11 protein-coding genes and 1 pseudogene are annotated in these 14,152 nt (G+C 40.7%); 4 read left to right on the top strand and 8 right to left on the bottom strand.

Annotated elements, in window-relative coordinates; all coding sequences use genetic code 11:
• Positions 1-127: 127 nt before the first annotated feature.
• The 7 genes and pseudogenes from FTU38_RS13480 to FTU38_RS13450 all read right to left on the bottom strand — a co-directional run.
• Positions 128-1,057: pseudogene (locus FTU38_RS13480) on the bottom strand (MFS transporter); the annotation flags it as partial.
• Between the two features lie 202 nt (positions 1,058-1,259).
• A complete protein-coding gene (locus FTU38_RS13475; protein WP_180111521.1) occupies positions 1,260-2,285 on the bottom strand; it encodes an enoyl-CoA hydratase/isomerase family protein in 1,026 nt (341 codons plus the stop codon).
• 23 nt (positions 2,286-2,308) lie between these two features.
• The gene (locus FTU38_RS13470; protein ID WP_180111519.1) at positions 2,309-3,082 is read right to left on the bottom strand and encodes an enoyl-CoA hydratase; all 774 of its coding nucleotides are present in this window, start codon (positions 3,080-3,082) and stop codon (positions 2,309-2,311) included.
• An 80-nt stretch (positions 3,083-3,162) separates the two neighbouring features.
• Positions 3,163-4,290, bottom strand: a complete 1,128-nt coding sequence (locus FTU38_RS13465) for an acyl-CoA dehydrogenase family protein (protein WP_180111517.1) — start codon at positions 4,288-4,290, stop codon at positions 3,163-3,165.
• A 120-nt stretch (positions 4,291-4,410) separates the two neighbouring features.
• On the bottom strand, positions 4,411-6,066 hold the full coding sequence (locus FTU38_RS13460; protein WP_180111515.1) for an AMP-binding protein: 1,656 nt from the start codon (positions 6,064-6,066) through the stop codon (positions 4,411-4,413).
• A gap of 89 nt (positions 6,067-6,155) precedes the next feature.
• Positions 6,156-7,049, bottom strand: a complete 894-nt coding sequence (gene mmsB / locus FTU38_RS13455; RefSeq protein ID WP_180111513.1) for a 3-hydroxyisobutyrate dehydrogenase — start codon at positions 7,047-7,049, stop codon at positions 6,156-6,158.
• A gap of 15 nt (positions 7,050-7,064) precedes the next feature.
• Positions 7,065-8,582 (bottom strand): CoA-acylating methylmalonate-semialdehyde dehydrogenase, encoded by a 1,518-nt coding sequence (locus FTU38_RS13450; protein WP_180027174.1) that lies wholly within the window; start codon positions 8,580-8,582, stop codon positions 7,065-7,067.
• Between the two features lie 163 nt (positions 8,583-8,745).
• Between FTU38_RS13450 and FTU38_RS13445 the strand changes: the two genes are divergently transcribed.
• Entirely contained in the window at positions 8,746-9,627 is an 882-nt protein-coding gene (locus tag FTU38_RS13445; RefSeq protein WP_078193328.1) for a LysR family transcriptional regulator, read from the top strand.
• A 121-nt stretch (positions 9,628-9,748) separates the two neighbouring features.
• Positions 9,749-9,907 (top strand): hypothetical protein, encoded by a 159-nt coding sequence (locus FTU38_RS13440; protein ID WP_168379604.1) that lies wholly within the window; start codon positions 9,749-9,751, stop codon positions 9,905-9,907.
• Between the two features lie 215 nt (positions 9,908-10,122).
• Here the strand turns inward: FTU38_RS13440 and FTU38_RS13435 are convergent, their stop codons facing one another.
• Complete coding sequence (locus FTU38_RS13435; RefSeq protein WP_180111512.1) at positions 10,123-10,938, bottom strand: hypothetical protein; 816 nt, start codon at positions 10,936-10,938, stop codon at positions 10,123-10,125.
• Between the two features lie 197 nt (positions 10,939-11,135).
• Between FTU38_RS13435 and FTU38_RS13430 the strand changes: the two genes are divergently transcribed.
• Both FTU38_RS13430 and FTU38_RS13425 read left to right on the top strand, forming a co-directional pair.
• The gene (locus FTU38_RS13430) at positions 11,136-12,560 is read left to right on the top strand and encodes a PLP-dependent aminotransferase family protein (protein WP_180111523.1); all 1,425 of its coding nucleotides are present in this window, start codon (positions 11,136-11,138) and stop codon (positions 12,558-12,560) included.
• 120 nt (positions 12,561-12,680) lie between these two features.
• Positions 12,681-14,117, top strand: coding sequence for an amidase (locus FTU38_RS13425; protein WP_180111510.1), 1,437 nt, complete (start codon positions 12,681-12,683; stop codon positions 14,115-14,117).
• Positions 14,118-14,152 lie beyond the last annotated feature (35 nt).

Raw genomic sequence — 14,152 nt, 5'->3', positions numbered from 1 at the left:
CATTAAATGATCTAAATTGATCAAAATTTTACTCCACCAAAAACTATATACCAGTAATCAAATCATATACTTATAATTAAGGTCATTTAATGGAATAAATCTCGGTGACCTTGCCAAGGTTGGGGTTGTTTTTTTGCCCAACTTTATCAGACAAATGTCCAAAAATTGGCGTAATGACCATGATGACTGCAGCACCACAAATCGTTGCAAACAAAATGTCTTGTCTAGGAATATTCAGCTGTGTGGTAGTATAGGCTAAAGCAAATGTCGATGCCAAATAGAACCAAGCATTTTCAGCAGCACGAGATAAAATAATCGTAATCAACTGCTTAGGATGATTTTTAAACACTTGTTTTGCTGGAACTTTAATTGTTTCAATTTGAGCTTTAACTTTTTCAAAGTCTGGTGACTCCGGTACTTTTACACGAATATACCAACCTACAGCCAGTAAAATAATGCTGGCTAAAAATGGTAGACGCCAACCCCAGCTAAATAGCGCTTCTTCAGGTAACATTGAGACTAGACCTAAAGCTACCGAAGCGAGCAATAAACCACCACCTGTACTGGCTTGCGGTAGACTTCCCCAAAAGCCTTTTTTACCCGCTGGCGCATGTTCTACCGCCATGAGTACTGCTCCGCCCCATTCTCCACCCATGGCCATGCCTTGTATAAATCTTAAAATAATTAAACAGACCGTTGCCCAATAACCAATGGTTTCAAATGTCGGTAACAACCCAATCATCACCGTTGGAATACCCATCAACATTAATGTGACCAATAACATTGATTTACGACCGATTTTATCGCCAAAATGACCAAAGACGATTCCACCAAGTGGTCGACCAATAAAGCCTACAGCATAAGTGGCAAATGCTGCCAACACGCCAGTTAATGGGTCAAGATTTGGAAAGAAAAGTCGATTGAAAATGAGTGCTGCGGCAGCACCATAGATAAAAAAGTCATACCATTCGATGGTTGTACCCACCATGCTGGAAATACCCGCTAAACGATGCGAGGACTTAGCTGGTGGAGCTGTGTTTCCCTGTACATTTTGCATTGTTATCTTCCTTATTCTGCAAGATATTTCTATGTTGCATTTTCACGATGCTTGATTTGTGTGATGATTTTCTTCATGAAAATCAATATTTTTAGATCTTATATATGTTTAATTTACGCTGAGTCACTTGTTCATATTGAATAAGAAATTGAATATGAATATTACCCAAGTGTTTGAACCATGAATGTTTTTAAATTACTGATTAAATAGATATTTCCTCCATTATTTTATCTAAGGTCGGACTAGACTGTTGCCACTTTGGCTGTTTGTCTTTATCCACAATTAATGCGCGCACACCTTCGACAATATCGCCATGTTGAAACCAAACGTCTTGTAAATGTCGTTCAATTTGCATGCATTGCTTCAGTGAAAGACCACGACCTAAATGCTGGAGTTGTAAACTGATTCTTTTCGCGATTGGAGATCGTTGTTCCAAGGTATTGCGTATTTTTAGCGCCCACACTTGAGCATCATTATGCTGTTCATTTTCAAGACTATTTTCAATGGCATCAATGCTCTCAAAACCGAAATGCTTACGAATTAAATCTGCATTTTGACTAAGTTCACTTTCCGCTGGTTGAGTAATATATTTCGCAATCAATTGTTCAATATTTTCCTTGCTTAGTTGCTTGGAATTTCTTAATTCTTCTTCTAATTGAACAAGTTGCTCACTCGGAACATGGTAGTCAATCAAATCTAGATACAACGCATCGCTGGCACTGATTTGATCGCCTGTAGTTGCCATGTACACACCAATATCATCTAAACGTGATAAAAAGTGTGTCGCAGCCACATCTGGGAAAAATCCAATGGCAGTTTCAGGCATGGCAAATCTAGATTTTTCGCTGCTCACAAGCACATGACATGCTTGCGCTAAGCCAAATCCACCGCCAAGTACATAGCCATCGAGTATGACAATAATGGGTTTTTCATACGCACGAATGGTATTCAGCATTTCATACTCAGCTTGAAAATAAGCTTGATGATCTTCTTTACCATTCATATAACTATCATAGAGATAGCGAATATCTCCACCTGCACAAAATGCTTTGGGACTATTTGAGCGAATAAGTACGGCATGAATATTGGTTTGATCAGCCCATAGTGCTAATTGCTGTTGAACCCCTTGAATCATTTCCAAAGACAAGGCATTTAAACTTGCCACGCGATCTAAACTGATTTGGCCTAAATGTCCATGTTCTTCAATCATTAAGTTATTTGTACTCATATCCATATCATCCTTTTTTCTTTTTAATTGTTTTTAAAATTGGCTTGGCGCTTTTCAACAAATGCTTGCATGCCTTCTTTTTGGTCTTGAGTTGCAAAAATCGAATGGAATGTTCTACGTTCAAAGCGTAAACCTTCTTGCAAACTGACTTCAAATGCACGGTTAATTGACTCTTTGATCATCATGGTTGCGACTACAGATTTTTCGGCTATTTTTTCAGCAGCTTTTAAGGTCTTTTCGACCAACTCCTCTTTAGGAAAGACCTGAGCAACTAAACCACTCTGCTCTGCTTCTACTGCGCCCATTTGTCTCGCAGTCAGACACATTTCCATGGCTTTGGCCTTACCAATAGCAAGCGTTAAGCGCTGTGTCCCACCTATCCCAGGGATTACTCCCAAAGTCACTTCTGGTAAACCGAATTTTGCATTGTCGGCACAGTAAATAAAGTCACACATGAGCGCTAACTCACAGCCTCCACCTAACGCATAACCACTGACAGCTGCGATTAAAGGTTTACGGCGCTGTACAATTCGATCTGCCAGATGAAAAAAATCATCCAAATAAATATTCGGAAAACTCAGTTCAGCCATTTCTTTAATATCTGCACCAGCGGCAAAGGCTTTTTCTGAACCTGTAATAACCATACAACCGATGGTGGGATCTCGATCTAGATCATCCAAGGCAGAATTAAGGTCTTGAATTAATGTACTATTTAACGCATTTAAGGCCTGAGGACGATTTAAAGTAATAAGTCCAACACCATTGTTCTTTTCGAGCAGAATCGTTTCAAATTGCATGTGAGATCCCTATATATGTTCAATATTTATAAGTAGGCTTCGTCTGAAGCCTTGTCATTTTAAATGTCTTAAAGACAACGTTATAAGCTGCGGGCAATTACTAAACGTTGGATATCACTCGTACCTTCATAGATTTGGCAAATACGTGCATCACGATATATACGCTCTATCGGGAAATCTTTGAGATAGCCATAACCACCAAAGACTTGTAATGCTGCAGAGCAAACACGCTCAGCCATTTCAGATGAAAAAAGCTTGGCCATAGACGCTTCATTTAAACAAGGTTGTCCTGCTTCTTTTAAACGTGCCGCGTGATAGACCAATTGGCGTGCGGCTTCTATTTCTGTTGCCATACTTGCCAATCGGAACGCAACTGCCTGATGTTCAAAGATCGGCTTTCCAAAGGTAATACGCTCTTTGGCATATCGGGTTGCTTCTTCTAATGCTGCACGTGCAAGTCCGACTGCTTGCGCTGCTATACCAATACGACCGCCTTCTAGATTTGATAAGGCGATTTTCAAACCTTCACCTTCTTTTCCTAACATTAGGCTTTCATGCACTCGCACGTCTGTGAGTGCGATTTGGCAGGTATCTGAGGCATGTAATCCAAGCTTTTCTTCAGTACGAATCACTTCATAGCCAGCTGTTTCACGAGGGACAATAAAAGCACTCAAGCCTTTTTTCCCTGCACTTGGGTCAGTCACAGCAAAGACAATAATGACCCCTGCATTATGACCAGAGGTAATAAACTGCTTAGCACCATTAATCACCCATTCATTGCCATCTTTGACTGCACGGGTTTTAATGGCAGCAGCATCTGAACCCGTATGCGGCTCAGTTAATGCAAATGCACCGATCATTTTGCCTTGTGCTAAAGGCACTAAATATTTCTGCTTTTGTTCTTCTGTGCCAAATTTAGCTATAGGAACACAGCCTACCGAGTTATGTACACTCATAATGGTTGAGGTTGCCCCATCGGCCGCGGCAATCTCTTCTAAAGCCATAACATAAGCAAGATTACCTGTATCTGAACCACCCCATTCATCTGATACCAACATACCCAATAAACCCAGTTCCCCCATCTGCGCTAAAGCCGCTTTGGGAAAGGTACCGTGTTTATCCCATTCGCCCGCTTGAGGTTTAATTTGTTCCTGCGCGAAACTGCGTGCCATGTCCTGAATTAATAATTGTTCTTCGGTAAATTGCATCTTATCTTCCTGTACATCAATCAATTGCTTTCATCCAGTTCGAAAATGACTAAAACTGAATGAAAGCTTGATTTTGATCCTGATTGTTCGGCATTAATTTTGGGTTAATCGTTGCGTCATTTAACTTGCATGCTGCGTAGATTGTTTCGCAATCTCTTGATTTCGCAATAAGAAACGCTGAATTTTTCCGCTTGGGGTTTTCGGTAGTTCTTGAACAAACTCCACCAATCGTGGATAAGCATGTGCAGATAAGCGCTTTTTCACAAATTGACCCAGCTGCACTGCTAATTCTTCTGACGCTGTGACATGCTCAGCTAAAATCACAAAAGCTTTTACGATTTCTGTCCGATCTGGATCAGGCACACCAATGACCGCAGCTTCAATCACTGCATCATGCTCCAGTAAAGCGCTTTCTACATCGAATGGCCCGATACGATAACCTGATGTTGTAATCACATCATCATTACGACCAACGAAGCTCATACTGCCATCTGCGTGTATTTCTGCGGTATCACCGGTGAGGTAATAATGCTTTACAAAGGGTGACTTACGACTTTCTTTATAGCCACCAAACCACATCATCGGTGATTGACTGATATCGACAGCCAGTACTCCTGGCGTTCCTGCAGCTAACTCTTGCCCTTGTTCATCAACAACCGCCACGCGATATCCTGGACTGGCATAACCTGCGACACCTGCGCGAATATCATGTTGTAAACCATGGTGATTACACACCACCATACCAACTTCAGTCTGACCATAATGGTCAAAGATCGGTGCATCTAGGACTTGTTTAAACCAGCGGAACACTTCAGGATTAAGCGGCTCTCCAGCACTACTCACGACTCTAAATTTACCTTTGAGTTTTGCCATTTGTTCAGGATCAGCCGCCATCATCATCCGATACGCTGTCGGTGCGCCTGCAAGGTTTGTTACTTTGTAGTCATCTACGATCTGACACAAACTATCAATGCTAAAACCACCTTCGTAAAAGAGTGTTGCATGTCCAAGTAAAAGTGGCCCAGTAATTCCGTAATACAAACCATAAGCCCAACCCGGATCGGCAATATTCCAAAACGAATCATCTTCACGCAGTCCTACCGCATTTTTCATATATTGACCAAAAGCGATTAAGGCTTTGAGCGGGACTTCTAAAGGTTTTGCAGGACCTGTAGTACCTGAAGTAAACATCAAAAGAAATGGATCATTAATGCTCTGTAAGACAAATTCACAATCTGTAGACTGTGCTTTGACTTCATCCCAAAAGTTTAAATCCCCCTGTTGAATTCCATGACCCGCTCGATCTGCAACAGTAACGATTTGGGGACAATGTGCAACTTCATCTAATTTACTGCGATTACCCACATCACTGATCACCAATTTGCTTTGTGCAAGGTGTAAACGATGTTCAATGGCTTTGGGGCCAAAGGCGGTAAATAGCGGTTGATATACAGCACCTATTCGCCAAGCCCCTAAAATCACCACAAGTAATTCAACTGTACGAGGTAATAAACCCGATACACGATCACCTTTTTGCACACCCTGTGACTTTAAAAAATTGGCAAATTGGCTTGACCACTGTTGCAGCTCTGCAAAGGTATATTGTTCTTTCCGCCCATCTTTGCCTTGCCAATATAGTGCTACCTTATCTTGATCAATCGCATGACGGTCGCAGCATTCATAACATGCATTTAATTGCTCTAAAGAGCCTGATAACATTTCTTTGGCAGCATGATTTAAGTCAAATGCCTTTGCAACATCTTGATAATTCGACATCTTCTCTACCTCAGTCTCAATTTATTGTTATTCCGACACGAGTGTTTGTATTGTTAGCCATCCCTAGGCCAGATTAGTATTCAATCTGATTATTCAGCGTCCTTAGGTAAGTATTGCTGCACGATACTTGAAAAATCTAAGTGTGCATTACCTTGTAAACACAGCTGTTGATACATCTGCTGAACCAGTCCGCCTAAAATAATCGGCTGTTTGACTTGTCCTGCGGCTTCTACAGCCAGCCCTAAATCTTTCAACATCAGCTGCGTTGCAAAACCATCGGTATAGCCACGTCCTGCGGGTGCATTTGCTGAGATACCCGGCCATGGATTACATACATCTGAACTCCAGCAACGTCCGCTCGAACTATTCACCACACCCGCTAGGGCTTGAGGATCAATCCCCAGACGCGCACCGAGCGCCATACCTTCAGCAACGGCTGCCATGGAAATACCAAGAATCAAGTTATTGCAAATTTTCGCAATTTGACCTGCACCCACATCGCCACAATGCACAATGTTTTTACCCATGTGGCCCAATACAGCTTTGGTTCTTTCAAAGGTTTGATCATCTGAACCGACCATAAAGGTTAATGTACCTGCCTGTGCACCAATAGTTCCGCCTGAAACAGGTGCATCACAGATTTTTATCTGATGTGCAGCACCGGCTTCGGCTATATCCTTAATGGTTTGCGGATCAATGGTACTGCTATCGATACATAAGCTTCCTGCTTTCATTACCGCCAATACACCATTTTCTCCCAAGTACACCTCTTTGACATGCTTGGCAGCAGGCAACATGCTCATCATAACATCTGCTTGTTTCGCGGCATCTTGTGGGCTGTGGCAAACGATGCCACCTGCTTCAGTAAAATGCTGAATCGCAATTTCGCTTAAGTCGAAACCGTAAACCGTAAAACCTGCTTTGAGAAGGTTTTGGGCCATTTTTCCGCCCATGTTTCCTAAACCGATAAAGGCAATATTCATCCTTGAACTCCTAAATTAACGTAGGTTAATGGTGGTATTCACTTCACCTTTTTCTTGTGTATCTTCGAACCAACGACTGGTGATGGTTTTGGTTTGTGTATAGAACTGAACTGCTTGCTTACCATATGGACCTAAGTCACCCAGTTTTGAACCACGCGATCCTGTAAAGCTAAAGAAAGGTACAGGTACAGGAATTGGAATGTTGATACCCACTTGACCAATATCGATATCGCTTTGGAATGTACGAGCGACTGCACCACTTTGTGTAAATAGTCCAACACCGTTGCCAAATGGATTGGCATTAATCAATTCAATCGCCTGCTCTAGAGTATCGACATGAATAATGGCTAACACGGGCCCAAAGATCTCTTCGGTATAGATGCGCATATCAGTTGAAACTTGATTAAAAATCGTTGCTCCGACAAAGTTTCCTTGCTCATAGCCAATGACTTGAACATCACGACCATCCAGCAGCAACTCTGCACCTTGCTCTACACCGCTTTGAATTAAATCCAGTACACGTGCTTTTGCGCGAGGTGAAATGACTGGGCCAATATCGGTATTCGGCTCATGCCCTGCATTGACCTTCAGCGTTTTGGCTTTTTCAACCAGTTCATTAACCCATTCTTTACTTTCACCAACCATGACAGCAACAGACAAAGCCATACAACGCTGACCTGCCGCACCGAATGCTGCACCAACGAGGGCATTTAAAGTTTGTTCTTTATTGGCATCTGGCATTACCACCACATGGTTTTTAGCTCCCATCATCGACTGCACACGTTTTCCATGCTGTCCTGCAAGGTTATATACATGTGTACCAACGGCTGTAGAGCCTACAAATGAAATGGCCTTAATAGCTTGATGTGTGCATAAACGATCAACGACGTCTTTACCACCATGCACTACGTTTAATACACCTGCTGGAATACCAGCTTCAATTGCAAGTTCGACAAGCATCATGGTCGATAATGGATCTTGTTCAGATGGCTTTAAGACAAAGGTATTTCCACTGACAATCGCCATTGGGAACATCCAGAGTGGAATCATCGCAGGAAAGTTAAATGGCGTAATTCCTGCACAGACACCCAGAGGTTGTTGCAAGGTATAGGTATCCACACCACGTGCAACACCTTCTATATATTCGCCCATTTGAAGTGTGCCAACCGAACACGCATGCTCAACGACTTCTAAACCACGTTGAATATCACCTTCAGCATCTGCTAGCGTCTTTCCTTGCTCAGCCGTCAGTACACGGGCAATCTCTTTCATATTGCTACGGATGAGATCTTGTAGCTTCAGCATAATGCGCATACGTGCTTGAACAGGCGTTAAGCGCCAAGTTTTAAACGCCTCTTGCGCTGAAGCAATCGCTGCATCCACTTCTTCCATAGTCGCCATTGGAACACGACCCAAAACCTCTTGAGTTGCAGGATTTAGAATGTCTTGCCACTCTGTAGTGTTTGACTCTACAAATTTACCGTTAATTAATAATTTAGCCGTCGCTGACTGAATATTTGACATTGTGTTCATGACCTCTCCATAGGCACTTATTGTTTTGTACTGACTTAGAAAATATCCAAAAGCCTTATATTTATATTTTCCAATTCACTTCAAACTAGCAAAGAAAATTTTGACTACCAATAGAGATTCACGCACGATTGATGTGCAAATATGCACAGGGATGACAATAACAATGAAAGTAGACTGGGATCATTTACAGTATTTTTTGGTTTTGGCTCGTGCGAAAACCTTAACCAATACTGCACGAATTATTGGTGTGGAGCATAGTACGGTTTCTCGACGTATACATGCGCTAGAACTGGCTTTAGGCACGCCATTATTTAAACGTGAAGCCACAGGTTATGAGCTTACCTTAGAAGGTTTGGCACTGGTTCCTCGAGTTGAACAAATGGAACAGGCTTTTTTACAAATCGAAAAACCTAACCAACCTATGCAAGGTCGTGTGCGAATTGGCACACCCGAAGGATTTGGAACAGCATTTTTGACACAGCTCTTGGCAGAATTGTCCAAAAAATATCCATTGCTGACAATCGACCTTATTCCTGTGCCGAAAATGATCAAGCTTTCACATCGTGAAGCAGATATTGTTATTTCCATTGATCGACCGAAATCAGGCCCCTATATCATTACTCGACTGGCAGACTATTGTTTAAAGATTTATGGCAGTAAGGAATACTTAAAAAACACGCAACCCATTCATACATTAGAAGATTTAAAATCACACACTTTTGTGAACTATATAGATGATTTGGTCTATAGCCCTGAACTGTATTGTTTAGAGCGCTTACCTATTCAGCTCAATGCCAACTTTAGAAGTAGTAGTATTTTGGCGCAACAAATTGCCGTGAGTGCGGGTGCAGGATTGGCAATATTGCCCAAGTTTTTGGCCGAGGAAAAACCCGAATTAGAACAGGTCTTGGCGCAAGATGTTCGTTTTGTACATACCTTTTGGATGCTAACCTTAGTCGATTTACAACATGAGCCACGCATTAAATTGGTTTGGGACTTTTTGAGAAAAAGAACCGACCAATATCATAGTTTATTAATGGATTAAGTCAGGATGGCTGCTTCTAAACTATAACTGTTATAGAAATTTAGATGAATGTTGTATCTATGCTTTCAAGTGATATACCCCAATAATCACCTATAACCATTAGGGATTTAGAGTACATCTTATGAGCAATCAAGAGCCTAAAAAACCGCAAAAATATGCAGACAGTGAAATTTCAGATAAGGCCTTTAAACGTGCCATTATTTGGTTCTCAATCTATGTGCTTTTATTCTGTATTGGTGTAGCGTTTGTCGTTGGTGCAGATAATTCTTATCTACCTTAAGCGATAATCTATTCGCTTATTGCAACTCGCTATTGCATGTATATCTTACATTTCATGTTCGCTCATGATCAGTTCATAAAGTATTAATATGATCATTAGGCCAAATAATTTGGTTTTAAATTTAAAAAAAAGCTTGTAAGTCTACATTTACAAGCTTTTTGCATTTTTAAAGTGATCATATCACAGATATAAAATTACTTTCCCATCTGAATAGCTTATGCAGGACTTTGCTTTTTAACTTGGTGCTGTAGATGCGTTTGAATATATTCACCGTAGACCGACATTTTTTCAAAGATGTGTTCTGAATAAAACATGTCTTCTACCAAGACTTGCGCACGGTCAAACTCATATAAACCTAATCGTTGTAAAATTTTCGCATTGATAAACGAAAATTTTTGGCATAAATCGATATATTGCTGATCTTTGTCTTTAAATAGCAGCTTTAACATATTGATTTTATTTAGATCAAAGTCAATCGGTTCAGCTTTATCCGCCAATACATGGATTTCAACATCTAAAAATTCAGCGAGCTGTTTTAATTTTTCTAAGTCGATATCTAGATGTGTAATACAAATGATTTTGGAAACTTTCGGATTGCATAAGCTATTGATCAAACCAAAATAGAAGTATTCTGCTGGCGATAGTTGTTCTTTATGTAGCTCAATGTAGACATTTAGTCCCGATAAAACATCTTCAACTTTAAATGCGCTAAGTTTAGCCTCCGCTTGATAATAACGATTCAATATCGCAACATTTTCAGGGCTTTGTGGTGTAGCGTAGATCACCTTCTGATTCAAATTCGCTAAGATAAAGGGTGCAAATAAAAAAGCCGCATTTTCAGCCTTGGCGTGCATATACTCCTGACAAATACTGACATAGCCCACTTGCTGTACTTGGCGCAAAATTCGACTTCGTAAAAGCACCGCTTCTAAATTAGTATGCTGTTGTTGCAACAGATGCAGCGTTGAATCTGTCAATGGAACATCCACCAGTAAATGTTGTAACAGTTCTAATTCACTGGCTTTAAACATACTCAACTCCCTAACTTCCATACCATTTGACGCCACAAGTGTTGTGGTCTATGCACCTTATAAAAAATTCAAGCTTAAAACTAGATACAGTGATTTTGAAAAAACATATAACAGTACAGACTCATCTGTTATAAAAATTTAATGTAAAGTTTCATTTACTGATATATTTATAACAGAATTTTGTCTTGTTGATGACTATGTATAAATCGGAACAGCTTGCTCAGCACCTACGTCAACTGATTGAAAATGGCACTTTAAAAGCGCACGAAAAGCTCCCGTCTTTGCGTGAACAAGTGCAGTTGTCCGGCTTTAGTTTAATCACGGTCATGAATGCTTATCAGGAGTTAGAATCGCGTGGCTTAATCTATGCACGTGAAAAATCAGGCTACTATGTAGCGCAAGGCTTGCTCGAAATAGAGGATGAACAAACTCAGATTGTGTCCTTAAACACGCCGGTTGAAATTAACTCTCTAGTCTTTAAGTATTTAAAATCAATACAAGATGAAAAAGTCGTTCCATTGGGATCAGCTTTTCCAGCTCAAGACATTGTTTTTTCTAAAAAGTTAACCCAAATCATGGGGCAAATTTCCCGAAATCCCACAAGTTACGATGCCATTGATAATCTTCCACCCGGTAATTTAGCCCTTCGTAAATTGATTGCACAGCGTTATTGCATGCAAGGCATTGCCACAGATCCAGAGGATATTGTGATTACCTCAGGCTGTATGGATGCACTGAATCTTTCCTTACAGGCCATTGCCTCACCGGGTGACTATATTGTGTTACAGCAAAATATTTTCTATGGCGCCTTGCAAGCTGCAGAGCGCTTAGGCCTTAAAGTGGTGACCTTACCTGAACATCCACAAGACGGTTTTGATTTAACCGCGTTTGAACATATTCTAAAAACTTATCCCGTCAAGATCTGTTGGTTGATGCTGAATTCGCATAATCCTGTGGGCTTTACAGTCAGCGATGAAATCAAGCAAAAAATTGCCGTGCTCTTACACCAATATCATGTGCATTTAATTGAGGACGATGTGTATGAAGAAATGCATTATGCGTCTAAGAAACCTGTTTCAATGAAATACTTTGACCAAAATAATATGGTCTTACACTGCTCATCTTTTTCTAAAACTTTGGGCGCTGCATTTCGGGTCGGTTGGGTGCACGCCGGTAAATACTCTCAAGCGATTCAACACTTACAGCTTATGAGCACTATTTCCGTCAATACCTTATTGCAAAATGCCTTGGTGGAATTTATTTCAAATTATCATTATGAAAAACATTTACGGGTCTTAAGAAAAAGTCTACAGCAACATAAATTACAGTTTTACCGTTATTTAGAAAGCCGCCTACCGACTGGATGCAAATTACAATATCATCCAAGTGGTTATTTTCTTTGGTTAAAACTACCAGAAAATATTGAAAGCATGGCGGTCTATGAAGCCTTAATTCAACAGCAGATCGGTGTTGCTCCAGGCCGTTTATTTAACGTATCAGAAGCCAAAACTCAATATATCCGTTTAAATTGTTCCTTTGCATGGAAGGATGAGATTCAACAGGCTTTAGATGCCCTCCTTAGTACAATCTCTGCACTTTCCTCAGATCAGACGAATATTTGACAATTTTTATTGTCATTATTATGCTCAAACAGATATTGTTCAAATACATATATTTGTTGTTGAGATAACAATGAATTCATTCAATATTTACCAAAATTCAAAAAACAAATAGGTTAGTTCATGGAAGATCAAAAACACAGTCAACGCATACATGCCTTTAGTTCGGATGTACTCACAGATCTGGATGCTGTGGGGATTGCACAGCTCATCAAATCTAAAGAAGCCTCCGTGCAAGAAATAACACAAGCGGCCATTGCACGTGCGGAACAAGTGAACCCGCATCTAAATGCCATTGAACTGGACTGTTTTCAGCGTGCTTTAGAGCAAAATCAATATGTTGAACATGGTCTTTTTGCGGGTGTCCCTTTTTTCTTTAAAGATAATCTAGATTATCAAGGATTGCCCTCACGCCATGGTTCAAAGGCCATCGGTTCAAAACCAGCCGATCGTAATCCTCAAATTAGCCAACAAATCTTAGATCAAGGGTTTGTCGTATTAGGAAAATCCAAGCTCCCTGAATTTGGTCTAAATGCCAGCACCGAATATAAAGATGGATCAGCCACCTATAACCCTTGGCATTTAAGTTATTCCTGCGGTGCATCTTCAGGGGGTTCCGCAGCTCTCGTTGCAGCCGGTGTAGTGCCGATTGCCCATGCCAATGATGGCGGTGGTTCGATTCGTATCCCTGCTGCATGCTGCGGTTTGATTGGATTAAAGCCTAGCCGTGGCCGTACTTATGACAGTGAAGCAGCAGGCTCTCTTCCGATTAATATCATCAGTGAAGGTGTCCTAACCCGTAGCATACGAGATACTGCTCATTTCTATGCAGGAATGGAATCAAGTTATTACAATAAAAAGCTGCCACGCATAGGCATGATTCATGGGCCTTCTAAACGTCGATTACGCATCGGTTTAGTCCCGCAATCGATTACAGGGCAAATAGATAGCGAAACAACTGCAACCTTAATGCATAGTGCAGCACTCTTAGAAAAATTAGGCCATCATGTTGAAGAACTTCAATTACCTTTTTCCTTAAGCTTTGTTGAAGATTTTAGTGAATATTGGGGGATGTTATCCTTTTTACTGAGTACCTTTGGCAAGAAAATCTTTGGCGCTGACTTTAATCCAAAAGAGTTAGATCACTTAACCGTTGGTTTATCGAAGTTGTATAAAAAGAACTTTTATAAAACCCCGCTATTTCTGTATCGATTAAAGAAAATGCAGCAGCAATATCGTGAAATCTTTAAGCATTATGACGTTTTGCTATCGCCTGTACTTGCACATACCATACCTAAAATTGGCTATTTGTCACCTCAATTACCGTTTGACCAGTTATTTGAGCGTATACAGAACTATGTGACATTTACCCCTATCCAAAATGTGGTGGGTGCGCCGGGTATGTCGATTCCTATGGGAGAAACGCAAAACGACGGACTACCGATCAGTATGCAAATATCAGCCGATGTCGGTGATGAAAAAACCTTGATTGAACTGGCGTATGAAATTGAAGAAGCTCAGCCATGGCGACGTATTCAAGATATGCCTCGAACTGCTTAACAAACTAATCAAAGAGTTAAAAAAAGGGAGCTGAT

The sequence above is a fragment of the Acinetobacter sp. YH12098 genome (genome assembly GCF_013419235.1).
In the GTDB taxonomy this organism is placed as follows: domain Bacteria; phylum Pseudomonadota; class Gammaproteobacteria; order Pseudomonadales; family Moraxellaceae; genus Acinetobacter; species Acinetobacter amyesii.
Note: the sequence above shows the minus strand (reverse complement) of the source record. Positions and strands in the feature narration are given on the sequence as shown.